Source organism: Aminivibrio pyruvatiphilus (genome assembly GCF_004366815.1).
Classification (GTDB): domain Bacteria; phylum Synergistota; class Synergistia; order Synergistales; family Aminobacteriaceae; genus Aminivibrio; species Aminivibrio pyruvatiphilus.
Genome location: NZ_SORI01000022.1, coordinates 20634 through 47024, shown reverse-complemented (window position 1 = coordinate 47024; position 26391 = coordinate 20634). Strand labels below are relative to the sequence as shown.

Here is a 26391-nt window from a genome sequence, read left to right as displayed (position 1 = left end):
GGGGCGGACATCAGCGAGCAGGTGGAGAACATCAACCGGTCCATGGAAGAGCAGGGGCGTGTGACGGAGTCCATCGCGAAGGCGGCGGAAGAGCTCGTGAGCCTGTCGGAGGAGATGCAGAAGTCCGCGTCCCGGTTCAGGGTCGAAGAAGAGGCCGAATCCGGTCTCGTTCCCTCCGAAGAGGAAACGGAAAAAGCCTGATTTGTTCGGTTTGCGGTCATTACAAAAGGGGAGTCTCCGTCCGGAGCCTCCCCTTTTTCTGCTCAGAATTTCTTCAGGGCCCTCTTTCCCGCTCCCTTTCCCGGCGGCGGAAGCCCCTTGTCCCTGCAGTCGGGGCAGATGCCATAGAGAGTGAGCTGCTGCTTCAGCACCTGGAAGCCCTCCAGCGCACCGGAATAGGACTCCGGCCGGGGAAAATCCACATGGACGTCAATCAGGGACCGGCAGGAAAGGCAGAAGAAATGATTGTGGGAATCCGCGCAGGTATCGTACCTGATTCCTCCGTCGCTGAGATCCTGCACTTCCACTACCTCTCCAAGGGAGGCCATCTCCCGTATGGTGTTGTAGACCGTCGTTCGAGAGACTTCGGGCATGGTGGACACCACCTGGCGGTACACTTCATCCACCGTGGGATGGGTCCTGTCCCTGGAGAGAATTTCAATGATCAGGCGACGCTGGGGAGTGAGTTTGAGCCCCTTCTCCCGCAGGCTGGCAGCTATTTTGTCCACGGATCGCATGAAGCATCCCTCCTAGTTTCAAGAAACTACGTTGTAACCATTATAAATAAAAAAACTTTTCCGTCAACAGCAGTTCTGCCCTCCATCCGCAGAAGGAAGGCAGAGGGGCTGGTCCTAATCGCCGTAAAGCTTGTAGAGCGCCTGGGTGCCCTCGTTTTCAAGGCCAAGGGCGGCGACTTTCCCGTACTGCTCGAAAGCTTTCTTCAGTCCGGCGGCGTCCATTCCCATGCGCTCCGCCTCGTCGAGAGCTATCTTCATGTCTTTTATGAAATGCTTCACGAAAAAGCCGGGGGCGAAATCGCCCGCCAGAATCCTGGGGGCGAGATTGGAGAGGGACCAGCTTCCCGCAGCGCCGCCGGAGATGCTCGACAGCACTTTTTCCGGATCGAGCCCCGCCTTCTTCGAGTAGGCGAGGGCCTCGCAGACCCCCATCATGTTGGAGGCAATGGCGATCTGGTTGGCCATCTTGGTATGCTGGCCGCTGCCCGGCCCCCCCTGAAAGACGACGTTCTTTCCCAGAAGGGAGAAAAGGGGCATCATGTCATTGAAAACAGTTTCATCGCCGCCCACCATGATGGACAGGGTCCCCTCCCTGGCTCCTCTGTCGCCCCCCGACACGGGGGCGTCGAGGACAGGTACCCCTTTTTCGGCTCCCGCCGCGGCGATGCGGGCCGCCAGGTCCGGGCTCGAGGTGGTCATGTCGATGAGCACCGTTCCGGGCCGGGCCCCGGCAAGGAGACCTCTTTCACCGAGATAGACCTCCTCCACGTCGGCGGGGAAACCCACCATGGTGATGACCACGTCGCTTTTTTCCGCCAGGGAATGAATGTCGTCTTTCCACACTGCCCCCTGGGTCAGCATGTCCAGGGCCTTCGCCTTCGACCTGTTGTAGACGAGCAGGTCGTAGCCGCCCCTCATGATGTGTCCCGCCATGCTGTGTCCCATGACTCCGAGACCTGCGAATCCGACGACCGTTTTTCCCTTTTCGGGTTTCATGCAGTGCACCTCCGGTTGTATTCTGCCTTTATCGCTCCTTTCCCGTCCTATTGTTCCCAGATACTCCATTCTCGGGTACAATGCATGAAGGAAAGAAGGGTCAGTTTTGATTGTACCCTTATCATTACCGATTGAGAAGGAGGCAGATCCATGAACACTCTGGAACAGATCGAGCAGCTGCTTGGAAACGAGGCGGAATATCTGCTCGGGCACACATGCGGAACCATAGGCCGGGAGATGCTCACCATACCGGGACCTGATTTTGTGGACAGGGTGACGGCGCTCTCCGACCGCTCCATTCCGGTAATGCGGTCCATGCAGGCTCTCTTCGGCGCGGGAAGGCTGGCCGGAACGGGGTATCTTTCCATCCTCCCCGTGGACCAGGGAATCGAGCACTCCGCCGGGGCCAGCTTCGCTCCCAACCCCATCTATTTTGACCCCGAGAATATCGTGAAGCTCGCCCTTGAGGCCGGATGCAACGCCGTAGCCAGCACCCTGGGAGTTCTCTCGTCGGTGGCCAGGAAATACGCCCACAAAATCCCCTTCGTGATGAAGATCAACCACAACGAGCTGCTCTCCTACCCCAACAAGTACGACCAGATCCTCTTCGCCTCGGTGGAACAGGCCCGGGACATGGGAGCGGCTGCCGTGGGAGCCACCATCTATTTCGGCAGCGACGAATCCACCCGGCAGATCCAGGAGATCAGCACGGCCTTCGAGATCGCCCACAGCCTGGGCATGGCCACGATCCTGTGGTGTTACCTGCGGAACAGCGCCTTCAAGACGGCGGAAAAGGACTACCACGTGGCCGCCGACCTCACGGGGCAGGCAAACCACCTCGGGGTAACCATCGGCGCCGATATCATCAAGCAGAAGCTCCCCGAGAACAACGGCGGATTCTCCGCCCTGAAGTTCGGCAAGACGGCCAAGGCGGTCTACGAAAAACTTTCGAGCGACCATCCCATCGACCTGACCCGGTACCAGGTGGCGAACTGCTACATGGGCAGGGCGGGACTGATCAACTCCGGCGGCGCATCGGGAGCCAACGACCTCGCCGAAGCCGTGAAGACCGCGGTGATCAACAAGAGAGCCGGAGGCATGGGACTTATCCTCGGCCGGAAGGCCTTCCAGCGCCCCATGAAGGAGGGCGTGGAGGTCATCCACGCGGTGCAGGACGTCTATCTCGAGAAGCAGGTGACCATAGCCTAGCCCCGGCGGATCGGGACGCTTCAAAGAGCCCCTTGAAGAAGGACCGGACGTTCTCTCCCAGGAGGCGGGTGTTGTAGCCCCCTTCCTGGACCACGAGGACGGGAAGCCCCAGGCCGCCGATCAGTTTTCCGTTGTTTTCGAAATCCCTGGCGGCGAGGCTCCAGGTTCCCGTTGGATCTTTTTTGCAGGTGTCCCCTCCGAAGGGAACGACGAGAAAGCGGGCTCCGTGGTTTGCTATTCTCCTTGACGCCCTTCGAAGGGCGTCAAGGTATTCCTGCCCCGAAAGATGTTCGGGAAGGGGAAGGTTGAGGTTGAATCCCCGGCCTTCCCCTTCTCCTTTTTCGTCCTCGAACCCCGAGAAATAGGGGTAGGCGAACCGGGGGTGCCCGTGGAGGGAGACGGTGAGGACGTCGCTCCTCCCGTAGAAGATATCCTGCTGCCCGTTGCCGTGGTGGTAGTCGATGTCGAGCATGGCCACCCTGCCGAAGGCCGAGAGGTACTCGGCCGCCGCCGCCGCGCTGTTCAGGTAGCAGAAGCCCCCGAAGAGGCGCCGCTCGGCGTGGTGCCCGGGGGGCCGCACCAGGGCGTAGGCCAGGTGCCGTCCTTCCGCAAGGGCCTGGGCGCCCGACAGGGCGCAGTCCAGCGCTCCCAGGGCGGCGAGGAAGGCGTTTTTGTTCAAAGGGGTAAAGGTGTCCATGCAGAAGTACCCTGCCCGGACGGAGAGGTCCTGGGGGGGCCGGGCCGCGTTCCGCACGGGAAAAACATAGGGGTAGACGGACTCCTTCTCCGGCATGGCCATGCAGACCTTCCTGAGGTAGGAGAAAAAGACGGCGCTGTGGACCTTCAGGATATGCCGCTCGCCGAAATGGCGGGCCTTCTTTTCGGTGAAGAGCCCCGAGGGGAGGATCTCCCGGAGGATAGCCTCCACCCGGACGGGAGACTCCACGTACCCTCTTTCCCTGACGTGGTGGATGGCATGGTCCCGGTTGACGAAAAGGGCCACCCGCTCGCTCTCGGGAAGGGCCGCGGCCACGGCGGTCCGTTCCGGGGCGGTCACGTACTTCAGGGGACGGAGCTTCACCGGGTCGTCCCGGAAGGAGTCCATGACCATCCTGATATACTCGGGCGGGCAGAGATCTCCGTATTTCTTCCCGAGGATGGCGGCGACGATGAGCCGGGCCTTTTCCCTCCTCAGGGGGTCCTGCCTTCCCAGGCCGTCGAAGACCAGATAGGGAGGGTTGTCCCCTCCCGGCTCCAGGGGCGTCTCGTACTTCGTCCCCGCCACGGGAACAGCGCCGTACCGCTCGTAGAAACGCAGCCGGGCGGCATTCTGCTTCCTGGTCTCCCCGTCCCGGCAGAGTTCCGGGTCGTCGGGAAGGCACTCGAAGAACAGCCCCACGCACCCGAGGTCCAGGGCTTCCTTCCGCACCCTTTCGTAGAGTATTCCTCCCAGGCCTCCGCCCGCTTCTGCCCCCGGAACGGCGATATAATCCAGAAAGGTGAATTTCAGCAGGGGATCGTAGAGAGCGAGGGCAAAGCCGTGGACCTTCCCCGCCCCCTTCTCCGCGGCGAAAAGGATGGTCTGGAAGCCGTACTTGAGCTGGTTCCGCAGCTTTTCAGGGATAGATTCAGCCTCGCCGGGGCGGGCCCCCGGAAACTGCTCTTTCAGGATCTCCCCGATGCGGGCAAGAGCCTTCCCGTTGGCCGGGGAAAGATCGTCGAAGATTCTCCGGATCCGGAACACCCTACGCAGCTCCTAAGCGGGGCGCCTGGCCTTGCCCGAAAGCTCCTCCGGGTCGAGGCGGAGCACCGTCACGGAAGCGCATTCCACGGGCGAGAATTCATGGGAAAAGTCCTCCCCCGCGTATTTTTTCATGATCGCCAGAAGGGCGGCGCCCTTCTCCGGCTCGTCCTCCACTACCGTTACCGGTCCCGACATCATGACGCTTTTGTAGAACATCCCCCACCCGCAGGGCCGCTCCGCAGACGGAACGAGATCCTCGCCGCACTGGGCCTGGAAGCACCCCCTCGGGTTCTGCGCGATGATGTCGAGCTTCCGTCCCTCCCGGGCGCAGTGGAAATAGACGGCGCCGTTCATCACACCGAAACAGAGGGGCACCACGTAGGGTTCACCGCCGCTGCAGAGGGCGAGATGTCCTGTGAAGGACCTGTCCAGAATTTCGTATATTTCTGCCCTGTCGGTGATTTCCCTGTCTTTTCTGCGTACCGGATGGCCCATTGCCGAATCCTCCTCAGTTATAGCGAAATGATATACTGAACACAATGGAGGTATTTGAGAGATGATCCGATTGCCGACCGCCTCTGCCCTTGTGTTTCTGTCAATTCTACACTTTTTTAGCTTTGCAGGCGAGGGAACAACCCTTCCGCCGGAGGAATTAACTGAAAAGTACCGGAACACCGCCCCGGTCCAGTGGGGTGAGCATGTTTCCGGCACGGCCGCGAGAATCGCCTCCGAAGGGAAAGAGGTGGCCCTTACCTTCGATGCCTGCGGGGGGAAAAAAGGCTCGGCGGTGGACCGGGAGCTCCTGGATTTTCTGAAGCGGGAGCGCATTCCGGCCACCCTGTTCCTGAGCGGGCGGTGGCTTGCAAAGAACAGGGAGACCGCCCGGGAGCTGGCGGCGGACCCCCTCTTCGAAATCGGCAACCACGGCGCGGAGCACCGTCCCCTCTCCGTCACGGGACGGTCCGCCTACGGTATCCCCGGGACCGAATCCGTGTCCGGGGCGGCCCGGGAAATAGAGGCGAACGCCCGGCTCCTGGAGGAGATCACAGGAAAACGTCCCCGGTATTTCCGCTCCGGCACGAACCATTACGACGAGGTGGCCGTAAAGGTGGCGGCGGAGCTTGGTCACGTTTCGGTGAGCCATTCCCATAACGGCGACGGCGGGGCGTCCTATTCGAAAAAAAAGATCGTTGACGGCCTGCTTTCCCTTCGGGGAGGGGAGATCGTGCTCTTCCACATGAACCGGCCTGAAGGCCGGACTGCGGAGGGGCTGAAGGAAGCCGTGCCTCTTCTCCGGAAGAAGGGGTTCCGCTTCGTGAAGCTCGGGGAATGGCCCCTTGTCATCGAGGGGAGATCCCCCGAACCGTAAGGGCCGTATGGTATCATACAGGGGATTCCGCTTTTGAGCGGGCGGAAGGTTTTCGCGACGGACGGAGATGACGCCATGGACACGATCGGTTTTGCACGATGGAGTGATAACCAGCCCCTGCTGGAGGCCACCGAAAAGTTTGCCGCCGCGGCGAAAAACTACCTGGCCGTCAGGGATTCCACAGAGACAGACGACCGCATCGCCGCCAGGAAGCTGTGGCAAATACTCTCGACACAGTACTGGGACGTGCTGGTCTCCCTCGTGGACGCTCACACGGAAGACCTCCCCGACGAGCTGCTCTTCGACGACCGGGAGCGGCTCTTCATCGATTTCGGCTACGTGAGCGACGAACTCACCCCCGCCTCTCCCGCCCTCCGGGAAGCCCTCTCCCCCAAGGCGGCGCCTGGGCTCTTCCAGTACTACACATTCTCCGACTTCATTGCCGAGGCCTATTCCATGATCATGGGCAAGCCCGTCACCCCCCCCCGGAACGGCTTCTCCCCGGAGGGGAAGGCCGTCCAGATGCGGCGGCAGCTCGACGGGCTGAAGTCCAGGATCAAAATCATCCTCCCCGTGGTGCTGGCAAAGCAGGGAGCCCTGCCTTCCGAGACGGACCATCTTCTCTCGGACCTCCAGCAGTGCCTCGAATCCTACACTGAGGTCTCCATGCGGACCAGGGGCTACCGGGAGGCCCAGGAAAAGGAAAAGCAGCAGATGGCGGTGGACCACCACGCTTTCGTCGAGGCGGAGAAGCGCATCGCCTCCTTCCTCAAGGGGAACGGGGAGGAGGGCGGCGGGCTGGATGAAAACGAGATCCAGAAAGTCACCGGCCTGCTGGAATCCGCCAAGAACCTCGCACGGAACATCGTTTTCGCGACCCAGGAAATTTCGAAATGGGAGCGGAGGGTGAAAAAAACCGCCGCCGAGCTGGAGGGCATCCCGCCCGCCGTGCGCCGGAGAAAACTGAAGGACCTCATCTTCTCCAAGAAGGAATACATCTCCCTCACGGCCAAGTCCGCCCGGAGGGATCCGTCCCAGCTCTGCCAGAGCCAAAAACCTCCCCTCTCTCTCGACCGGGCGGCGGCCATCGTGGAGGAGCTGGCTGCCCTGGACCCGGAAATGCTGGTGGTGGCCAGAATACGGATGTACGGCATCCCCCGGGTGATCGTGGTGCCCGGACAGGGATACGGCACCTACGACTGGAGCGACCATACCCTGCTCCTGCCGGCCTTCCCGCTGAACAACCTTCCCGAGAAGGCCGCGGCCTATGCCCTGGGCACCTTCCGGTGGGACAGCGACGAGGACAGGGTCATAAAGAACAGTTACGAACTCATCAAGGAAAACCGGGGAAAATCCATCCTCGACCTGAGCTCGTCCTTCTACAGGGATTATTTTCTCTGGCTCACCAAGGAGAAAAAGGGCTACCGCATTCTGCCGAGAAATTCCCACAAGGTTTTCGTCCAGATGTTCTCGGCCAGAAGCCAGGAATAACTTTCACCAGGAACGGAGAGATTCGCCATGTTTGACAGGATCGCCATCATCGCCCTCGGAACCCTCATGATCTGGCTTCTCAGGTTCAAAATACTGAAGCGGGGACTGTCACCCCTGAAGTCGGCCGTGTATGCTTCTCTCATCATCATCGCCGGAATCCAGTATCACTACCACTTCCTTCCCTACGAAACATTCCGGGGAGGAGTCGCCTATACGTCCACAGGCTTTCTCGCCTTCCTCATACTCCAGTATGGCTACCGGAAGAAGGAAAGCACCAGGGGCGCCTCGGAGAAAGACCCGGGGAAATAGTCCGCCCGTCACTCCCAGAGGTGCTTTTCCGGAACGCACACTCCCGAGAGGTCCAGCAGTTTTTCCCTGATGCGCCTGGCCCGGCTCCCGTCGGCCAGGGCTATTATCCTGTCCCCTGCGGAGAGCAGCGTGTCCCCGTTGGGGAGAATCTCCTCCCCGGACCGGTGGATGCTCACAAGCAGGCAACCCTCGGGCAGGGACGCCTCCCTCACCATTCTGCCGTCGAGAGGCGACCCCGGGCAGACCGTTCCCTCGAGAAGTATCTTCCCGGCACTGACTGCCCCGTCGCTTTTCCGGAGCATCCTGAGGAGGAGAGAGTCGTATATGGGCCGTGCCCGTAGCAGGTCCGCCGTCACATGGGCAAGGATGACCACGGCGGAGACGGACAGCAGGTGGGTGAAGGACCCGGTCATCTCGGTGATGAGAATGATCCCCGTGATGGGAGCCCTGACCACCGCCGCGAAGAACCCCGCCATCCCCACGATGAGGAAGTTCACCACGAAGGCCTGGTCCATTCCCGTGAACAGGGCCGCAGCCGTTCCGTACAGGGCTCCCAGGGAGGCCCCCACGGCGAGCATGGGCAGGAAGATCCCCCCGGCCGCCCCGGAACCGAAGCAGAGGGCCGTGAAGAGCAGCTTGCCCGCGAAGAGGAGAAAGATGAGGGACAGGGTCTTCCCTCCCATGCCGAGATGCTCCACCAGGGCATGGCCGCCTCCCAGGATGTCGGGAAGAAAGGGCCCGATGCAGAGGGCCGCCAGGGCGGGAATGACCACCCTGTACCGTGCGGGGAAGGGGAGCCTGCCGTAGAGGGTCTGGACGTCGAGGATCACCCTGGAGAAGAGGGCGCCGCCGGCGCCGCAGAGCAGCCCTAGGAGGAGCAGGTGGCCGTAGAGGTTCAGGGGAAGGACCGAGGGAACGCCGAAAGAAAAAACCGGCCCGAGGCCGAAAAAGTGCTTCGACACGAAATCCGCCGCCAGGGAGGCCATCATGGCCGAAAGAAGCACCAGGGGAGAAAAACTCTTGTGGACTTCCTCCAGGGCGAAGATCACCCCGGCGAGAGGGGCGTTGAAGGCGGCGGAAAGCCCCGCCGAGGCCCCGCTTGAAAGGAAAAGCCGCTCCTCCACCTTTCCCCGCTTCTGCAGTACCGCCATCCCCTTGCCGGCGGCCGCGCCGATCTGGACCGAAGGCCCCTCCCTGCCGAGGGAAAGGCCGAGGGCGATGGCAAGTCCCCCTCCGAGAAATTTCGCCGCCAGCACCTTCCACCAGGACATGGACACCTGACCGAGAAGCTCCCCCTCCACCTGGGGAATGCCGCTTCCCCTCGCCATGGGCTCCCACTCCATAAGACGGCCGATGGCCACTGCGACCCCGCACCAGAGAAGCACCGTGACGGGAAAGGGAAGGGGCAGCCCGCCGGTGAGAGCTGCGAGGGAGAAGTCCTCCGCCATGCCGAGAAGAAGGCGGTAGCAGACGGCGGCAAACCCGGCGACGGCACCCACGGCAAGCCCCTGGGCGATCAGGTGGATCCGGAACCGGCTCTCTCCGGTGAGCAGTTTGTAGCGAACCATGACCAACACCTCTTCTGCGGGAATTTCTCCCGAGCCCGCTCTTCGCGGAAGATCCGGAAATAGGGGGTGATGCAGCACGGAACGGCGGAGGGAGGTTTCCCGGGAGAACGCCCCGGGCGCTCACTCCGCCGCCGTTTGCAGTGAAAAAGCTATTCCTTCGGCTCCAGAAGCTCCGCCACGGAATCCAGAAGGGTGCGGATCCGGAGGTTCTGGGGACACTTCTCCTCGCAGGCTCCGCACTTCACGCAGGCGCTCGCCCTTGCCCCCGGCTTCAGGAAGACGGGGTAAGTCATCCGGGCCTGTTCGAGGTTATCGAACATGAAGGCCATGTTGTACCGGTTGAAGCACTCTGGAATGTTCACCCCCGCCGGACAGGGCATGCAGTACTGGCAGCTCGTGCAGAGGACTTTCATCCTCGTCCGGTACTCCTCCTTCACCCGGGCGATCATGTCCCGCTCCCTTGCGGTCAGGCAGCCTGTGCAGGCGTCATCGGCGGAGGCGAGGTTGTCTTCCAGATCCTCCTCCGTGGTCATGCCGCTCAGGACCACGGAGACTTCCGGCTGGTCCCAGAGCCAGCGGAGCGCCCATCCCGCGGGGGAAAAGGGCTTCGGCGACCCGCTCCAGATCTTCTTCATCACGTCCGGAATGTTCCTGGCCAGATTTCCTCCCCGGAGGGGCTCCATGATCACCACGCCCATATTCCGCTCCGCGGCGTACTTCAGCCCTGCTGTGCCCGCCTGGTAGTTCGTGTCCAGGTAGTTGTACTGGATCTGGCAGAAATGCCACGGGTAGGCGTCCACGATCTCCCGGAAGAGGGGAAGCTGGTCGTGGAAGGAAAACCCGGCCCGCCGGATCCTCCCGTCCGCCAGGGCCCTGTCGAGGAAGGCGCCGAAGCCGTTCTTCCTCATGATCTCCCACCGTTCGGCGTTCAGGGAATGGAGCAGGAAATAGTCGATCACGTCCGTCTGCAGGCGGGCGAGCTGCTCGTCCAGAAAGCGGTCCATGTCGGAGGGGGTCTCCACCATCCACGAAGGCAGCTTGGTGGCGAGGAATACTTTCTCCCGGTAGCCGTCCCCGAGGGCCCTGCCCACGAAGGGTTCGCTCTCGCCACCGTGGTAGGGGTAGGCGGTGTCGATATAGTTCACTCCCCGGTCGATGGCGGTACGAACCAGGGCTGTTGCCCGATTCTCGTCGATTTTCCCCTCTCCGTCGAGGGGAAGGCGCATGCAGCCGAAACCCAGAATGGACAGTTCATCCCCTGTGCGGGGCATGGAACGGTACAGCATATAGGAAGACCTCCTTCACAAAGGTTCAATTATTTTTCGCAGGCAAAGATTTCCGGGGATACACTCCGTATTGTACAATTATCCCACAGATTTTCAAACTTCCGGAGGAACCGCATGGAGCATTTCAATGAAAAGCAGGCCGCCGCCGAAGCCGCCCAGACATTTGAGGCATCGCTGAGGCTCTGGAGAACCCTTTCTTCGTGCCGGGCCAAGGAGAGCCAAGGCGTGTTCCTCCTCTCCACAGGAACGGCCATCCCGGACCAGAACTACGCCCTGAGAACAAAAAAGGGAAACGGGGCAGCCATGGCCGCCGAGGCATTGTCCTTCTTCGCCTCGGAAAACATGCCCTTCACCTGGTGGATATCCCCCGGAACGGAAGCTCTCTCCGAAAGCGGCGAAGTTGCCCGGGCAGGGCTTCCCCTCCGGTGTTCGCCCCCGGCCATGCTTCTTCGACTCAGGGAAGGGCGGAACGCCGCGCCTCCGTTTTCCGGCGGGGACATTTCGGTCTGCCGCACCTCAGGAGAGGCCGCGGAGTGGGCCGCTTCCTCCCTTGAAGGGTTCGGATCGGAACCGCATCACCTGGAAGCCTTCGCCGCCTTTGCGGCGTCCATGACGGAAGAGCCCGTCCGGGACAGATTCCGGCTGCTGACCCTTTCCTTCCGGGGCAGGCCGGCTGCGACGGCCCTGCTGACCCTGCCGGGGAAGACCGCGGGACTCTTCTATTTTTCCGTGCTGCCGGAATTCCGCCGCCTGGGCCTGGGAAACCGGCTTCTTGACAGAACACTGAAGGAGGCCCGGGAGGCCGGCTGTTCCGCCGTGGCCCTCCAGGCCTCCCCCATGGGGTTCCCTCTCTACAGAAAATACGGTTTCCGGGAGTGCGGGCGGTTCCTGGTCCACTCGCCTCACCCTGACGCCTGCTAGAAGTTCAGCCTGTCAACCAGTTCGTCCAGTTCCTCGTCTGTGGCGGCGAGGGAGGGCAGGAACCGGAGTGCCCCTCCCGCCGCGTTGAGGAGCACTCCTTTTTCGAAGGCCCGCTGCTTCACTCCGGCGGCATCATCCGTGACGACGCCGATCATGAGGCCTTTTCCCCGCACCTCCCCGGCCCAGGGAAGTTCCGAAAGGCGCTTGCCGAACCTTTCCCCCTTGCGGGCAACCTCCCCGAGAAAGGCCGGGGTGAGATGGGAGAGCACCGCCTTCCCCGCCGCCAGGGAAACGGGATTGGGGGCGAAGGTGGACCCGTGGTCTCCGGGGCTGAAGGGAGACCATCCGCAGAAGACCGCCGCGCCGAGGGGCAGCCCTCCGCCGATGCCCTTGCCGATGGTGACGATGTCCGGGGCCAGTCCCCAGTGTTCATAGGAGAAGTTTTTTCCCGTCCGGCCGAGCCCGGCCTGAATCTCGTCGGCGGCGACAAGGACCCCCTTGTCCCGCTGCAATATCTTCACCGCCTCGGCCAGCTCGCCGGGGACAGGGATCACGCCGCTGTTTCCCTGGACGCACTCCAGGAAAACGGCCGCCACATCGTATTCTTCGGCGAAGTCGAGGAGCATGCCTCCCCGCAGGGGAAGGAAAACGCACCCGGGAACGAGGGGTTCGAAGGGTTTTCTCATGGAGGGGCCCCAGGTGACGGAGAGGGCGCCGAGGGTTCTTCCGTGGAAGTTCCCCTCGAAGGAGACTATGACCCCCTTCCTGTGCTTCTTCACCGCCTTGAGGGCGGCCTCGTTCGCTTCGGCGCCGGAGTTGGAGAAGTAGACCTCCCCGGGGCGCCCCGTCATGGCGACGAGCTGTTCCGCCACGGTGACTGCGTCGGGATCGAGAAAGTAGTTGGAGAGATGGGTAAACCGGGCAGCCTTTTCAGCCACCGCCCGGACCACGTCGGGATGGCTGTGCCCCAGGGGGAGGACGCCGATGCCGGAAAAAGCGTCCAGGAAGACGCCCCTGTCCGTATAGACCTTCATTCCCTCGGCCCGCTCCACTGAAAGGTTCCAGGGAGAATAGACGGGAGACAGCATCGGCATCATTCCCCCAGACCGAACTCTTCCACCAGGGCGCGGAGGGCTGCGTTGCCGTCCTCCGTGGCCACGAGGGCGGAAATTTTGATTTCCGACGTGGTGGTCCCCAGCATGGCGATCCCCTTCCGGCTCAGGGCGGAGATGAACCGCGCGGCCACTCCGGGGGCTGACTTCATCCCCACTCCCACGGCGGAGACCTTTACCACGTTGCGGTCTTCGGACACGGACCATCCTTCCCAGGGAGCAAGAACGTCCCTCACCGTCCTGAGCACCGCCTTTTCCGTGGCGTCCACCACGGTGAAGGTGAGATGGGAATGGCCGTTCTCGTTCACCGTGGAGATCATGTCCACGTTCACTCCCTGCTCAGCCAGCCCGGTGAAGAGCGCGCTCAGGGCCTCCATGGACCGGGGAAGGCGGGATATGGTGAGCCTCGTCTGGTTGCTGTCGGTGGTCACGCCCGAAACGACGGGCTGCTCGAGCCACTCGGGAAGGGAATTCACTACGCAGGTCCCCCTTTCATCGGAGAAGGTGGAGCCGCAGTACAGGTCCACCGAGTATTTTTTTGCGATTTCCACGGCCCTGGAATGGAGTACCTTCGCCCCCAGGGACGACAGTTCCAGCATTTCGTCGTAGGTGATGTAATCGAGCTTCCGGGCTCCGGGGACCCTGTTCGGGTCGCAGGTGAACACCCCCGGCACGTCGCTGTAGATCTCGCAGGGGCAGCCGCACTTGGCGGCGATGGCCACCGCCGACGTGTCCGAGCCGCCCCTGCCCAGGGTGGTGACATCGCCTTCGGGTGTGACACCCTGGAACCCGGTCACCACGAGGACGCTCCTCCGCTCGAGCTGCATCCTCAGCCTGGACAGGTTCAGGTCCATGATCCGGGCGTTGTTGAAGCTGCCCGTGGTGGTCAGCCCGAGCTGGAAGGCGTTGTAGGAGAGGGCCGGTATACCCATGTCGCACAGTGCCATGGCGAGGAGGGCGGAAGTCACCTGCTCCCCCGTGGCCAGGAGCATATCCAGCTCCCTGGGGGACGGCTCCTGCGAAACCTGCTCCGCCAGGGCGATAAGGGAGTTCGTGGTCTTCCCCATGGCGGAGACCACCACCACAAGCTTTTCTCCCCGGTCCACCCTCTGCTTGATTCTCTCGGCCACGCCCCGGATCTTCTCCGCCGTGGCCACCGACGACCCGCCATACTTCTGTACGATCACTTCCGGTCCTCTCCTCCGCCGCGTGTCCGGCTACTTCAGGTTGCGGAGATCCTGCACGATCTCCGTCTTGGATTCCGTCTTTTCGTCCACGTCCTTGACCACCCTGGCGGGGGAACCCGCCACCACGGTCCTTGGGGGAACATCCTTCGTCACCATGGCCCCCGCCGCCACCACTGCCCCGGTGCCGACCCTGACGCCCTCGAGGATGACGGCGTTCGCCCCCACGAGGACCTTGTCCTCGATCACCACGGGGGTGGCGCTCGGCGGTTCGATGACTCCCGCCACCACCGCCCCGGCGCCGATGTGGCAGTCCGCCCCGATCTGGGCTCTTCCGCCCACCACTGCGTTCATGTCGATCATGGTCCGCTCTCCGATGACGGCGCCGATGTTGATCACGGCACCCATCATCACCACGGCGGCCTTGCCGATCTCCACCATGTCCCGGATCACCGCGCCGGGCTCGATCCGGGCTTCGTATTTCGTCAGGTCCGCCAGGGGAACAGCGGAATTCCGCGCCCTGGTCTCCACGTGGACCGACCTGATTTTCGGGGCGTTCTCCGACAGGATTTTCTCGACCTCCGCCCGGTCTCCCGCCAGAATGCCGAAATCCTTCCCGCCGACAAAGGCAACGCCGCCGGCGTCCATTTCATCGAGGTCCCCGGAGACGTAGGCGATGCAGGGCGTTTTCTTCTTCGATTCCTTGATGAGCCTTATGATATCTTCCGTCCGCATGTGAGGACCTCCTCGAAAGAATAGAATCCGGGCTTCGCCCCGGCGGCGAATTCCGCCGCCCGAAGGGCTCCCAGGGCGAACACGCTCCGGGAGATGGCCCTGTGGGTCAGGGTGAACACCTCTCCCTCGTTGGCGAAGGACACCGTGTGGTCCCCGGGAACGCCGCCCATCCTGAGTGAATGGGTGGGGCAGTCCCGCCCGAGGGCCTCCCGAAGGAGGATGGCCGTCCCGGAAGGGGCGTCCTTTTTCCTGTTGTGGTGGGTCTCGCTCATCTCCGCGTCCCAGTCTGCGAAAAGGGGCCCGAATTCCCGGAGGATCATCTTGAACAGGGTCACCCCGGCCGCGAAGTTGAAACTCTGGACCACCGCCGCGGACCGGGCAACGTACCGCACCTCGTCCATCTGTTCCGGGGTGATCCCGGTGGTGCCCAGCACGAGGGCGCAGGAAAAGCGCCGCACCGCGTCCAGGGTGGCGCCGAGGGCAGAGGGCAGGGAAAAGTCCACCATGACCTCGGGCGTGCCTTCGCATGTCTCTCCGCCGATATCGAGGGTATAGCAGAGCTCATGGGAGGCGAAGGCCTTCCGGATCTCCGCCCCCATGCGCCCCGACGCCCCCACGAGGCCGTATCTCATAGGCTCACCCCGCACTCCTTCAGGGACTCGTCGATGACAGCCATGCACTTCTCCGTGGCGGGAACCAGGGGAAGCCGGAGTTCGTTCCGGCAGAGCCCGAGGCGGTTCACCGCATACTTCACGGGAATGGGGTTCGCCTCCACGAAGAGGTTCTTCATGAGGGGGAACATCCTGTGATGGAGCTCCCGGGCCTTCTCCACCTCCCCGGCGAGGGCCAGCCGGATCATGTCCGACGTCTCCCGGGGCATGACGTTGGACAGCACGGAGATGACTCCGTCGCCGCCGGAGTTCACGAGATGGAACGCCTGGTCGTCGTTCCCGGAAAGAACGGCGAAATCGGGACGGTCCTTTTTGATGAGCCGGACCAGGGTGTCGATCTGGGCCACGTCTCCGGCAGCTTCCTTTATTCCTGCCACGTTGAGCAGCCTGCTCAGCCTGTGGACCGTCTCGGGGAGGATGTTCGTCCCTGTGCGGCCCGGCACGTTATAGACGATGAGGGGGATCTTTATCGCCGCCGCGACTGCCTTGAAATGCTGGTACAGCCCTTCCTGGGTGGGCTTGTTGTAATACGGGGTCACCACGAGCACACCGTCGGCCCCCAGTCCCTCGGCCTGCTGGGACAGGGCTATGGTGCTGGCCGTGGAATTGGTGCCCGTGCCGATGACCACCGGCACTCTCCCCGCCGCCGCCTTCACGGCAAAGGTGATGATCTCCGCCCTCTCCGCTGCGGTGACGGTGGGACTTTCCCCGGTGGTGCCAAGGACCACAAGGAACTCAACACCGTTTTCGATCTGCCAGTTCAGGAAACGCCCGAAACTCTCGAAATCCACGCCGCCCTCTTTAAACGGGGTTACCACTGCAGTACCTGTTCCTCCAAACATCTCCGCACCTCCTGTTGTTGTCGGGATATAAAAAACGGCCCGTCCCCGAAGGGACGAGCCGAAACTCGCGGTACCACCCTAATTGGACATGAAATAAAACCCATGTCCCGCTCGGGCCCGATGACGGGAGCCCGGACCGGGAATGTACTCCGGGAACCGCTCTTTAACGGCTGCCCTTTCCATTCCGGCTCACCGGCCTTTTCGTCCATTTCCTCCCGGCGGGGACGCCTCTCAGCCGCTGAACGCCCCTCTCTGTCGCCGGACGACCGGAAAAGAACATACCGGTTCATCGCCTTTTCAGATATATTTGGAGATTTTATGCAAAGACCGCTTCTTTGTCAATAGCCAATCTGCCGTATGAAAATCTGCCGGGAATGCAGGGATCATTCCCCGGAAAGAAAACGTTCGAGTATTGACCGAACATCCTCCCTTTCCACGGGCTTGGTCAGGAAGGCGTTCATTCCCGACCGCAGGCACTCCTCCTCCGCCTCCCTGGAGATATCCGCTGTCAGGGCCACGATGAACGGTCCAGTACCCGATGCACCCTCCATTCCGCGGATCGCCGCCGCCGCCTCGCAGCCGCTCATCCCGGGCATGTGGATGTCCATAAATACAAGTCCGGGATGTCTTTCACGGAACAGCCGCACCGCTTCCCGGCCGTCGGAGGCCTCCAGGATTTCCGCTTCGGGAGCCAGGCGGGAGAGAAGGATCCGGAGGAGCTTCCTGTTCATCTTCACATCCTCCGCCAGCAGGATGACTTTCCCTGCGAAACCGGCGGCCTCCGTTCCGGGACGGCTTTCCCTGCTCTCCTGCAGGGGATGGGTCCCTGTCATTCCGCTGTCCGTCTGCTCTTCACTCATATTTCTGCAGGATGCCGCAATGGTGAAGAAGAATCGGCTTCCCCGGCCGGGGCTGCTCTCCACGGAGAGAAAGCTGTCCATTTGCTTCAGGATGCCGTCGGAAATGGCGAGGCCGAGGCCCAGTCCGCCGAACTTTCTTGTATTCGCCCCGTCAGACTGGTAAAAGGGCTCGAAGATTCTCTTCAGGTCATAGGAAGGAATACCGGGTCCCGTGTCCGAGACCGAGAAGGTGAAGAGACATTTTCCGCTCTGTCCCGGACGGAAGCTGACCGACAGCTTCACCTCTCCCTTTTCGGTGAACTTGACTCCGTTTCCCAGGAGATTCAGGAGAACCTGCCGTATCCTTACGGGATCAATCATTACCGCGGCCGGAAGGTTGTCGGGGAGGGAGAGGGTGACATCCAGCCCCTTCATCTCAGCTTCGTGCCGCACCATGACCAACGTTTCCCGGAGAAGGAGGCGAAGATCCGTCTCCTCCTCTTCCAGACTGAAGGTCCCCGCCTCGATCCTGGAGATGTCGAGGATGCCGGAAATTACGTCCATCAGCCCCGCTGCGGACACCTTCACATTTTCGAGGTACCCCTTCTGTTCCTCGTTGAGGGGAGTGTCACCGAGAAGGTCGGTAAAACCGATCACCCCGTTCATAGGGGTCCGGATCTCGTGGCTCATATTGGCAATAAAGGTGCTCTTCGCCCGGCTTCCCTCCTCGGCTGCATTTTTCGCCTTTCTGAGTTCCTCCTCGCTTTTTTCCCTTCGTTCGACTTCCTCCTCCAACCCCCGGATTGTTTCCCGGAGCCGGTCCGCCATCTTCCGGAAGGAAAAGGCCAGTTCCCGCACTTCCCTGATCCCGCAGTCCCCGGAAACATCAACGGGAGTCTCACCAAGGGCAAGTGCCCGGGCCGCCTCGTTCAGCCCACCGATCGGGGAGGCAATTTTCCTGGAGATCAGAACGCCGAGGAGCACGGCAAAGAGGAATGCCCCCGCCGCAAGAACACCTGAATCCCTGAAGTTCCTCCTGATTCCGCCGAGAAAGGCGCTTTCCGGAATAGCCACGACTACTATCCAGTCGAATGCTTCACCCTCTGAGAGCCGGGAGGCGTGGATATAGAAGGGATCCTCTTCCGACTGAATTTCCGTTTCGAGAGGAACACCCGAGGGGAAGAGTTTCTCCCCCCTGCGCCAGGCCTCCACCTCACGGGAAGAAAGCCGGACGTACTCGCTGGAGCTCTCCGTGCCCCTGATCCTGCGAACCCCTTCCTTGCTGTCGGCTGTAAAGGGTCTTTCTCCCGAAGAGGAGGCCACGAGGAATCCTTCGCCGTCGAGAATGAAGGCCTTCCCCGGAATTCCGGTCTCTAGGGAAGAGAGGAAAGCGGTGATTCGGGAGAGGAAAACGTCCACGGCGGCCACCCCCAGGAGAGTGCCCGCCGGGTCGTAGACGGGGCGGGAAGCTGTCACCGCCACGTCATGGCCCGTGAACAGAACATAGGGGCTGCTCCATGAAGGTTTTCCCTTTTTTTCCGCCGCCGTGTACCAGGCCCTTGTCCTGCCGTCGAATCCCGGCAGTTCGGAGAGAAGTCTCGTTTTATTACCGTCCCGGTCCACGGCATATTTCCTGAAGGTTCCTGCGGCGAAATCCTCCGTCTCGATGACATACGGCGGTTCCCCGGGTCCCTCCCTGCCGCTGTTCACGACTCCTCCCCGGGGGTTCCCGAAATAGATGCTGGACACCGTTGGAAAAGCGTCCAGCTGCTGCCTGAAAAAGGACTGGAGACTTTTCATGTCCCGGGGATCAAAAATCCCTTCAGCCAGGGCCCGGGAATTCATCCTGTTGATGATCTCGGGTGCGGCAAGGAAGGAGAGGACATGTTCCCTTACACGGACAGCCATGTCCCGGCACAGCATGGAGGCCATTCCCGACAGGGATTCCCTGGTGTTCCGGTAGGAGAGAAATCCTGCCAGGCCGGTCCCGAGGATGGTGACCGCCAGAAAGGAGAGGACAAGGACCGCCTTCAGGGATAGAGAGGGAGTCCTTCGCTCCCCTTTCCGGCCGGCCGGCGGAGGTGATCCCGAATTCCGGCTGTCCTTCGTCATGTCCCGGCCCCCGAAGATTACACGGTCCTCTCCGCAGGAGAACGCTTCAGGTTTTTCCTGAGGTACCGGCTGTAGAGCACCGCCGCGGGGTTGTGCCCAAGGACCCTGTCCTTGACCACGAAGGTCGTGACCGGGGCCTTTGAATGGCGGTAAAAGATGCTGTCGTGACCGACACAGAGACCGAGGACGATGCTGAATTGAGACCCCGCCTCGTCGAGAAGCCGGGCCTGCTCCGCCGGGTTGCAGGAGACGGCGCCGATCCAGGGACGCCTGACGGCGCCTATCTCGTCTTTCGTCATGGAGCAGACCTTGCAGCAGGCGGAATGAACCTCGAACTCCTGCGAAAGCATGTCCCCCAGAAGGGCCGCCTCGTCGGAAAAACCGACGCAGAAGGCGATCCCCAGGGTTTTGTACTCCATCCTCCGGGCGAATTCCATGATCTCCTCAAGACGGTTCAGGGTGCAATAGTAGAGCGCCTCCACGTCGGAAGCGGTTTTCAGGAGACGGAGGTCCTCCCCGTCATACAGTTCCGTTCCTTTCCCCGGGCTGCAGGGCTCTCCCCTGGAGCACCCCTTCGCCTCGCACAGGTGGCACTTCATGTCAATTTCCTCCTTTTGGGGCCGTAACCGCCCTCATGATCATATCGGCCGCCGCCCCCCTGGTGACGAAGGAATCTGGCATGAACACGCCCCCCCTGGCCGCCCGGTCGAGAACGCCCCGTTCGGCGAGGAAGTGTACCGGACCGAAGAGCCGGGACTCCTCCTGAATGTCAGCATAGCGGGGCCGGGTATCCCGGGGAAGGTTCCGGTAGCCCAGGGCCCTGGCCAGGGCGGAGCAGAATTCCCCCCGCGTAACGAAGGACGCCGGGCCGCTCCCGGGGTACAGCAGGGGGCCCGCCGCCTGCGGGCCGGAAAAGGCTTTCCGGAAAAGTTCTTCGGCCTCCGTTCCGGTCAGGGGTGAGTTTACCCCGAAGGTCCCCTTGTCAAGACCGTAGAGCCGGGCCCTCACTACCTTGTGGTTGTAAATATCGTCGATCTTCGCGGAGGGGGCCGAGGGAAGCTCCTCGGGGGCGATCCACCCGTAGAGGTTCGACATCTGGACTCCCGGCCAGAAGGGGTGGTCCCTCGGAACGTCGGAATAATCGCACAGGGAGAGGGCACTGCCTGCCTCGAGGAGGGATTTTTGAACCTTCCGGGGATCCAGCGCCCGGGGAGGGATGCCCGTCAGCACGGAGAGAGCGGCAGTGGTGCCGGCCGCCTGGCCCGTGAGCATGGAGATGGGCTGAAGCCTGAAGGCGCCGGCGACGAGCCGCGACATGGAGATGTTCTTTTCCGCCGCGAGAAGACCGTCCACGTTCCTGGACACAAGACTGCCGAAGGGAACCTGGAAGGGCCCCCGAGGCATGTCAGTTTTGATGGAGGAAGCGGTTTCACCGAATTCGGCTTCCAAATCCACATCTTCGTCCCCGGCATGAAGATCGAGAATGTAGCCTCCGATGGCAATGGCCCCGGCAACTTCCCGTCCGTCCCGTCCGTCCCGGTAGCTCTCGGAGTTCAGGCGCACGTCCCGTGACGCGGGGGTCTCGAGGCCGACGATCCTGCGGCTTTCCCTTACGTAGGGAATGGGGGGAAAACGGCGGAGGATTTCGGCGTACTCATCGGGAACGATTCCTCTGGCGGTGTCCAGCGGTGCGGACGAAGAGTACTCGTCGTCCGCCACGGACCAGGGCTCCCCGAGTTCGTTCTGGACATAATAAAGAAAAGAGAGGGTTTTCATCAGGGCAGCGGCGCCGGCCTTCCTGCGGAATTCCGGATCCTCCAGGTAGGCCGCGGGAAGGCCCCCCCGTCCCTCCCACTTCTCGCTTCCAGGGTAGTCGTTGGCCCAGTTGATGCCGGTCTTCGTGATGGCGGACCATCCCTCGGGGGTCGAGGCATCGTAGTTTCCGGGATTGGAGGAATCGGGAAGTCCCCGGTAGCCGTTGTGTGTGGCAAAATCCACGGGAAGACGGAGGGGATAGCTCCTGAAGGAGTTGCCGTTCTTCGTCACGATCTTCCTGAATCCGGGGAGGTACCGCTCATATCCCGGGGGGGGATTCCGGAGCTTCAGGGAGGAAGGGATCCCTCCGGGGTATTTTTTCATGACGGCAAGCCACGTGATGTCCTGGATTCGGCTCTTCGGCGAGATCATGGGACTCAGGGAGTTCCCCGCCCGGTAGAGGGCCCCCGCCAGGGGGATCACGTCGCCCCACTCGGTGGCATCGATGAGGACGGAACAGTCTATAATCATCCTTCGCCCGTCCATGTCCGCCGTGACTCCGCGGACTGCCGGTCCCTCCCTGCGGACAGCGGTAACCCTGGACCGGTAGAAAATGTCCAGGCTTCCTTTTTTTCCTCCTGAGGAAGCTTCCTTTGCCGCATCCTTCGCCATCCGGACAAGGATGTCCCTGCCCACGGAAGGTTCGAAGGCCATGGTGCTCCCGTCCCAGTAACATGTGGAGACGGACTTTCCCTTCATGAAATAATGGAACAGGACATTCTCGTAAAATTCGCCGTACAGGCCGGTCCTGTTTCCGCTGAGATCGTCCATGGTGGAGACACCCGCTGCAGTCATCTGACCGCCGAGCCATTCCGTCTCCTCGAGAAGGATCACCCTCACACCCAGCCTCGCCGCGGCTATGGCGGCGCTGATCCCCCCGGCACCTCCGCCGGCGACCACCACGTCGCAGGAGAGCCGTCCCGCCTCCGAGGCCCGTGCCTGGGACAGGGGAAAAAGCACCGCCGGGAGGAGAAGGAGGAGAAGAACCATTCTTCTGACCGTTGAAGGAGAAAAAACAAGGGTCCGGAACAGGCGCGGGGAAGTCTTATTCATGGCGAACGCTCCTTCTTGCAGATTTGTTATAGTTCAGCCAGATTATTGCATAATCCGGAGAGCCGTTCAATCCCGGAGACCGGCCATGTACAATAGAAGCCGGAGAGAGCGGGAAAGGAGGAATATCCATGCAATATACAGTCAGATTTTTCGGCGTCCTCGCCATGAACCTCGGGGTGACCTCCGGTGAAGCCGTCGTCCTCGAGCTTCCGGAAAACCCTGTCTACGGCGATGTCCTCGACGGAATCCGGGAGCGGTTCGCCGGCCATATCCCCCCGTCCATGTGGGACGAAGAGGCGGGGTGCCTCCACCGGGGCATCCTGGCCTTCGGCGCCGACGGGAAGTTCCTGGCCCGGAACAGGGACCTCCCTCTCCCCGGGGGAGGGGAGGTCCGATTTCATCTTCCCCTGTCGGGAGGCTAGAAATCCCGGAAGGTGATCTTTCCTCCCATCATGGTCAGCACGGCTTTCCCGGCGGGAATCTCCTCCAGGGGAACCGAAAAGATGTCCCTGTCGAGCACGGCCAGGTCGGCGAGCCTGCCCGCCTGGAGGGTTCCCTTTTTGTGCTCCTCGAAGGAGGCGTAGGCCCCTCCCCTGGTGTACAGGTCCACCGCCTCCTCCACGGTGAGCTTCTGGGCCGGGTTCCATCCCCCTTCGGGAACACCGTCCCGGTCTTTCCGCGTGACGGCAGTATAGATGCCCCAGAGGGGGTCGAAGGTCTCCACCGGGCAGTCCGAGCCCCCCGAGAGAAAAATCCCCAGGTCAAGGAGGGTCTTCCAGGCGTATCCCCTGCGGGCCCGGTCCTCCCCGATCCTCCGCAGGGCCATGGGACGGTCCGAGGGAACGAAGGGAGGCTGGATGGCGGCCCCCACGCCGAGGCGGGCCATCCTGTGGTACTGATCCATATCCCCCATCTGGCAGTGGACGATATAATGGCGGGCCTTCCTCAGGTTCCGTTCCCTGGCCTTTTCCAGGGCGTCGAGACACATGTCCAGGGCGCCGTCGCCGATGGCGTGGAGGGCTACCTGCATCCCCGCGCTGTGGGCGGTCCAGACGAGGTCGTTCAGCTCCTCCGCCCCGTAGATGGGCACGCCGTAGACTCCCGGCATGTCGGAGTATTCCTCCCGCAGGAAGGCCGTTCTCCCCCCCATGGACCCGTCGGTCAGGATCTTGAGGGGGCCGATGTGGAAGGCGGGGCTTCCGTCGCCGGTCCTCCACCCCGAAGCCAGGAACCGGTCAAGGGCCTTCCTGTTTCTGAGGAGGAGCTGTTCCGTTATCCTGACGGGCATCTTCCCTTCCGCGTCCAGGCCCAGATAGAGGCCGAGAATGGTTTCGAAGTCTCCCCCCACGGAGCCCAGGTCGTCGGAATGGATGGAGGTCAGCCCTGCCGCCGCCGCCGCCGTACCTGCCCTGGCCACGAGCCTCCGGAGCTTCTCCCTGTCCGGCAGGGGTTTCCGGGAATGGACCCATTCCACCGCGGTCTCCCGGATGACGCCCGTGGGATGCCCCGCGCCGTCCAGGTCCACCACCCCCCCGGGAAAGCGGCTGTCGCCGGTGATCCCCAGGATCTCAAGGGCTTTCGAATTGAGCACCGCCACGTGGCCGCACACCCGGGACAGGATCACGGGGTTTGAGGGAACCAGGTCGTCCAGGTCGTCCCGGGTGAAGATCCGGGGCTCTCCGAAATGTTCGTGGTTCCACCCCCGGCCGGAAACCCACTCTCCGGAGACGGGCTTTTCCCTGTCCAGGAAAGACTTCAGCCTGTCCCGGACCTCGGGGACGGAGCGGCACCCCGTGAGGTCCGCCTGCTCCAGTGAAAGGGCATAGGCAAGAAAATGCATGTGTCCGTCGATAAATCCTGGGAGCATGAGCCTCCCGCCCAGGTCTATCCTCTCGGCCCCCTCCGCCCTTTCGAGCACTTCCCTGTTCCGTCCCACTGCAGCGATGGTCTGCCCTTCCGCAAGGAGCGCTTCGGCCGTGCCTCGGGGCGTGTATATTTTTCCGTTGAAAAAAACGGTTTTGCTCATTTCTCTTCCTCCTCCTCTTTCTTTGCCGCGGAAAGAAGCATCCTTTCCAGGTCCTCCAGTTCGTCGGGGAAGAAAACCTCCTCCGCCGGAAGGGAGCACCGCTCCAGGAGCCCCTCCCGGAAAAGGGTTTCCGCCTCGGCCCGTTCCGCCGGACGGGCCTCCCTGCCGTTCTCGTCGTAAAGAAAAAGCAGCCTCTCCCCCGAGGGTGCTTCCCCCTCGACAAGGTACAGGCAGCTTCCGTCGTCATCTTCCCTCATGCCTGCGATGCGCATGTCTATCCCTCCCGGGCAGTGTGGTGGAATCCATTATACCGTCCGAGGCCCCTTCGGATATAATTGAATGAGCTACTTCCCGAAAGGAGCAGGATTCCATGGAAAAAATGCCCCGGTCCAGGGGATGCTTCGTCTGCGGTTCCCCGGAGGAAAACAGCCGGAGCCTCGGCGTGGAGATTTACTGGAACGAAGAGGAACACAGGACGGAAATCCGCATACGGCCGGATACCACGTGGTGCGGCTACGAGGGCATGGTCCACGGGGGCATCATCGCCTCGGTGTTCGACGACGCCATGGCGTGGGCCGTGAGGAAAACCATCGGCACATGGGCGGTGACGGGAGAGATGTCCGTCCGGTACCTCCGCCCCGTGCAGGAAGGAAAGGAATACGTGGTGGAAGGAAAGGTGGACAGGCAGTCGGGGCGGAAAATCACCACAGCGGCACGGATGGCCGATGACAGGGGGAAAACGGTGGCCGAAGCGACCGCCCTGTTCATCAGGATGCCCGGCGGCGGAAGCTGACCCGCCGAAACCGGGAGCCGAATATTGCCCAAGGAGGCTGACGAAGACCCATGAATCTCGTATCGTTCATCGACCCCGAACTCGCCGAGGCGATTGAGGGGGAAAAGGCACGGCAGAACCTCACCATCGAGCTCATCGCGTCGGAAAACTTCGTCCCGGAGGTGATCCTCGAAGCCCAGGGATCGGTGCTCACCAACAAGTACGCCGAAGGCTACCCCGGAAAGCGGTACCATGGAGGATGCCGGTTCATCGACGTGGTGGAAAGCCTCGCCATCGAGCGGGCCAAGACCCTCTTCGGAGCGGAGCACGCCAACGTCCAGCCCCATTCCGGGGTGAACGCGAACCTCGCCGTGTTCATGGCCATGCTCGAACCCGGTGACGTCATCCTCGGCATGGACCTCCGGCACGGGGGACACCTGTCCCACGGAACGGCTGTGAACATCTCCGGAAAGTTCTTCCGGGCCTTCAGCTACGGCGTGGACAGGGAGACGGGCCGGATCGACTATGACGAGGCCGAAAGGCTCGCCCTGGAACACCGCCCGAAGATGATCATCGCCGGAGGGAGCGCCTACCCCAGGGTCATCGACTTCGCCCGGTTCGCCGGGATCGCCGATAAAGTGGGGGCCTATTTCCTGGTGGACATGGCCCACATCGCCGGCCTCGTGGCGGCGGGAGTCCATCCCAGCCCCGTCCCCCACGCCCATTTCGTCACCTTCACCACCACGAAGACCATGCGGGGCGCCCGGGGAGGCAACATCCTCTGCCGGAAGGAATTCGCCTCCAGGATCGACAAGGCCATCTTCCCCGGCATCCAGGGAGGTCCCATCCCCCAGATCATGGCGGGAAAAGCCCTGACCTTCAGGCTCGCCATGACGGAGGACTTCCGGAACTACGGCCGGCGGACGGTGGAGAACGCCGCCAGGTTCGCCTCGGTCCTGACGTCCCGGGGGTTCAGCCTCGTTTCGGGCGGCACGGACAACCACCTGATGCTGGTGGACCTCCGCAGCAAGGGCCTCACGGGCAGGGAAGCCGAAGATCTCCTCCATGCCGCCGGGATCACGGTGAACATGAACCTCATCCCCTTCGACCCGGAAAAGCCCACCGTCACCAGCGGCATCCGCATCGGTCTCGCGGGCGTCACAAGCCGGGGCTTCACCGGCGGCGATGCGGAGGAAACGGCCCGCATCGCCGCCGACCTGCTGGAAAAGAAGCCCGCAGAAGGTCCATCGTACAGGGAGAGTGTTCTCCGTCTTTGCCTGGACCACCCGCTGTACATGACCCGGGAGGAGCTGGCGGCGTCTCCCTTCCTCTCCAGGGATCTCCTGTAGCGCAGAGCACTCCCTCTGCCTGGAAACACTGCTGATTTAGACAGGCGGCAGGGAAAAGTTTGACAAATTTGATGATTTGTGAATATAATCTGACTGAAAACATTTGGCTTCCATGGTATACCAGTCAGATGCTCTTCCTTATGTCGAAAACCGGCTTCCCTTGCCTCGCCGCACCATGAATCAGTCCTAAATGTACGGCGATTTTCCCTGATAGTGTTAGAATACCTGTTGTGGGTTCCTGAAATCTGCAG

At 62.1% G+C, this 26391-nt stretch carries 25 protein-coding genes; 9 read left to right on the top strand and 16 right to left on the bottom strand.

Annotated features, from left to right (window positions below; genetic code table 11):
* On the top strand, positions 1-201 hold a 201-nt coding region (locus C8D99_RS15260), incomplete at its 5' end, for a hypothetical protein (protein WP_166670184.1).
* 62 nt (positions 202-263) lie between these two features.
* On the opposite strand, the gene C8D99_RS12940 is transcribed toward C8D99_RS15260, so the two are convergent.
* Positions 264-737 (bottom strand): Fur family transcriptional regulator, encoded by a 474-nt coding sequence (locus C8D99_RS12940; protein WP_133958922.1) that lies wholly within the window; start codon positions 735-737, stop codon positions 264-266.
* A 114-nt stretch (positions 738-851) separates the two neighbouring features.
* Complete coding sequence (locus C8D99_RS12935; RefSeq protein ID WP_133958921.1) at positions 852-1733, bottom strand: NAD(P)-dependent oxidoreductase; 882 nt, start codon at positions 1731-1733, stop codon at positions 852-854.
* A gap of 150 nt (positions 1734-1883) precedes the next feature.
* Between C8D99_RS12935 and C8D99_RS12930 the strand changes: the two genes are divergently transcribed.
* Complete coding sequence (locus tag C8D99_RS12930) at positions 1884-2942, top strand: class I fructose-bisphosphate aldolase (RefSeq protein WP_133958920.1); 1059 nt, start codon at positions 1884-1886, stop codon at positions 2940-2942.
* Here C8D99_RS12930 and C8D99_RS12925 read toward each other — a convergent pair.
* Positions 2890-4686: a histone deacetylase family protein gene (locus C8D99_RS12925; protein ID WP_133958919.1), complete on the bottom strand. Its 1797-nt coding sequence runs from the start codon at positions 4684-4686 to the stop codon at positions 2890-2892. The genes C8D99_RS12930 and C8D99_RS12925 overlap by 53 nt on opposite strands.
* Before the next feature lie 12 nt (positions 4687-4698).
* Positions 4699-5181 carry a pyridoxamine 5'-phosphate oxidase family protein gene (locus C8D99_RS12920; protein WP_133958918.1) on the bottom strand — a complete coding sequence of 161 codons (483 nt, stop codon included), beginning with the start codon at positions 5179-5181 and terminating at the stop codon, positions 4699-4701.
* Between the two features lie 61 nt (positions 5182-5242).
* Here C8D99_RS12920 and C8D99_RS12915 point away from each other — a divergent pair, with 61 nt between their 5' ends.
* The 3 genes from C8D99_RS12915 to C8D99_RS12905 all read left to right on the top strand — a co-directional run bounded on the left by C8D99_RS12915 (position 5243) and on the right by C8D99_RS12905 (position 7855).
* A complete protein-coding gene (locus C8D99_RS12915) occupies positions 5243-6055 on the top strand; it encodes a polysaccharide deacetylase family protein (RefSeq protein WP_133958917.1) in 813 nt (270 codons plus the stop codon).
* A gap of 75 nt (positions 6056-6130) precedes the next feature.
* Positions 6131-7546 (top strand): hypothetical protein, encoded by a 1416-nt coding sequence (locus C8D99_RS12910; RefSeq protein ID WP_133958916.1) that lies wholly within the window; start codon positions 6131-6133, stop codon positions 7544-7546.
* 27 nt (positions 7547-7573) lie between these two features.
* Positions 7574-7855 (top strand): hypothetical protein, encoded by a 282-nt coding sequence (locus C8D99_RS12905; RefSeq protein ID WP_133958915.1) that lies wholly within the window; start codon positions 7574-7576, stop codon positions 7853-7855.
* Between the two features lie 8 nt (positions 7856-7863).
* On the opposite strand, the gene C8D99_RS12900 is transcribed toward C8D99_RS12905, so the two are convergent.
* Together C8D99_RS12900 and C8D99_RS12895 are read right to left on the bottom strand one after the other, a co-directional pair.
* Complete coding sequence (locus C8D99_RS12900) at positions 7864-9423, bottom strand: ClC family H(+)/Cl(-) exchange transporter (protein ID WP_133958914.1); 1560 nt, start codon at positions 9421-9423, stop codon at positions 7864-7866.
* A gap of 149 nt (positions 9424-9572) precedes the next feature.
* The gene (locus C8D99_RS12895; protein ID WP_133958913.1) at positions 9573-10709 is read right to left on the bottom strand and encodes an aldo/keto reductase; all 1137 of its coding nucleotides are present in this window, start codon (positions 10707-10709) and stop codon (positions 9573-9575) included.
* Positions 10710-10823: 114 nt separating this feature from the next.
* Here C8D99_RS12895 and C8D99_RS12890 point away from each other — a divergent pair, with 114 nt between their 5' ends.
* Positions 10824-11630 carry a GNAT family N-acetyltransferase gene (locus C8D99_RS12890; RefSeq protein ID WP_133958912.1) on the top strand — a complete coding sequence of 269 codons (807 nt, stop codon included), beginning with the start codon at positions 10824-10826 and terminating at the stop codon, positions 11628-11630.
* On the opposite strand, the gene C8D99_RS12885 is transcribed toward C8D99_RS12890, so the two are convergent.
* From C8D99_RS12885 to C8D99_RS12850, 8 genes are all read right to left on the bottom strand, one after another.
* Entirely contained in the window at positions 11627-12727 is a 1101-nt protein-coding gene (locus C8D99_RS12885; RefSeq protein WP_243833939.1) for an aspartate aminotransferase family protein, read from the bottom strand. The genes C8D99_RS12890 and C8D99_RS12885 overlap by 4 nt on opposite strands.
* Positions 12724-13929 carry an aspartate kinase gene (locus tag C8D99_RS12880; protein WP_133958911.1) on the bottom strand — a complete coding sequence of 402 codons (1206 nt, stop codon included), beginning with the start codon at positions 13927-13929 and terminating at the stop codon, positions 12724-12726. Before C8D99_RS12880 ends, C8D99_RS12885 begins: the two co-directional genes overlap by 4 nt.
* A gap of 30 nt (positions 13930-13959) precedes the next feature.
* Positions 13960-14661 carry a 2,3,4,5-tetrahydropyridine-2,6-dicarboxylate N-acetyltransferase gene (gene dapD / locus C8D99_RS12875; protein ID WP_133958910.1) on the bottom strand — a complete coding sequence of 234 codons (702 nt, stop codon included), beginning with the start codon at positions 14659-14661 and terminating at the stop codon, positions 13960-13962.
* Entirely contained in the window at positions 14640-15293 is a 654-nt protein-coding gene (locus C8D99_RS12870; protein WP_133958909.1) for a 4-hydroxy-tetrahydrodipicolinate reductase, read from the bottom strand. The genes dapD and C8D99_RS12870 overlap by 22 nt, the downstream gene beginning before the upstream one ends.
* A complete protein-coding gene (dapA, locus tag C8D99_RS12865) occupies positions 15290-16174 on the bottom strand; it encodes a 4-hydroxy-tetrahydrodipicolinate synthase (RefSeq protein ID WP_133958908.1) in 885 nt (294 codons plus the stop codon). Before dapA ends, C8D99_RS12870 begins: the two co-directional genes overlap by 4 nt.
* A gap of 383 nt (positions 16175-16557) precedes the next feature.
* Positions 16558-19125 carry a hybrid sensor histidine kinase/response regulator gene (locus tag C8D99_RS12860; RefSeq protein WP_133958907.1) on the bottom strand — a complete coding sequence of 856 codons (2568 nt, stop codon included), beginning with the start codon at positions 19123-19125 and terminating at the stop codon, positions 16558-16560.
* Between the two features lie 17 nt (positions 19126-19142).
* Positions 19143-19724, bottom strand: coding sequence for a DUF1847 domain-containing protein (locus C8D99_RS12855; protein WP_133958906.1), 582 nt, complete (start codon positions 19722-19724; stop codon positions 19143-19145).
* 1 nt (position 19725) lies between these two features.
* Positions 19726-21993 carry an FAD-dependent oxidoreductase gene (locus C8D99_RS12850; RefSeq protein WP_133958905.1) on the bottom strand — a complete coding sequence of 756 codons (2268 nt, stop codon included), beginning with the start codon at positions 21991-21993 and terminating at the stop codon, positions 19726-19728.
* A 128-nt stretch (positions 21994-22121) separates the two neighbouring features.
* Between C8D99_RS12850 and C8D99_RS12845 the strand changes: the two genes are divergently transcribed.
* A complete protein-coding gene (locus C8D99_RS12845; RefSeq protein WP_133958904.1) occupies positions 22122-22415 on the top strand; it encodes a ubiquitin family protein in 294 nt (97 codons plus the stop codon).
* Here C8D99_RS12845 and C8D99_RS12840 read toward each other — a convergent pair.
* Both C8D99_RS12840 and C8D99_RS12835 read right to left on the bottom strand, forming a co-directional pair.
* On the bottom strand, positions 22412-24019 hold the full coding sequence (locus tag C8D99_RS12840) for an amidohydrolase (protein ID WP_133958903.1): 1608 nt from the start codon (positions 24017-24019) through the stop codon (positions 22412-22414). The two genes, C8D99_RS12845 and C8D99_RS12840, sit on opposite strands and share 4 nt — an antisense overlap.
* Positions 24016-24291: a hypothetical protein gene (locus C8D99_RS12835; protein WP_133958902.1), complete on the bottom strand. Its 276-nt coding sequence runs from the start codon at positions 24289-24291 to the stop codon at positions 24016-24018. The genes C8D99_RS12840 and C8D99_RS12835 overlap by 4 nt, the downstream gene beginning before the upstream one ends.
* A gap of 98 nt (positions 24292-24389) precedes the next feature.
* Here C8D99_RS12835 and C8D99_RS12830 point away from each other — a divergent pair, with 98 nt between their 5' ends.
* Entirely contained in the window at positions 24390-24812 is a 423-nt protein-coding gene (locus C8D99_RS12830; RefSeq protein WP_133958901.1) for a PaaI family thioesterase, read from the top strand.
* 50 nt (positions 24813-24862) lie between these two features.
* Positions 24863-26140 carry a serine hydroxymethyltransferase gene (locus C8D99_RS12825; RefSeq protein ID WP_133958900.1) on the top strand — a complete coding sequence of 426 codons (1278 nt, stop codon included), beginning with the start codon at positions 24863-24865 and terminating at the stop codon, positions 26138-26140.
* Positions 26141-26391: the final 251 nt, after the last annotated feature.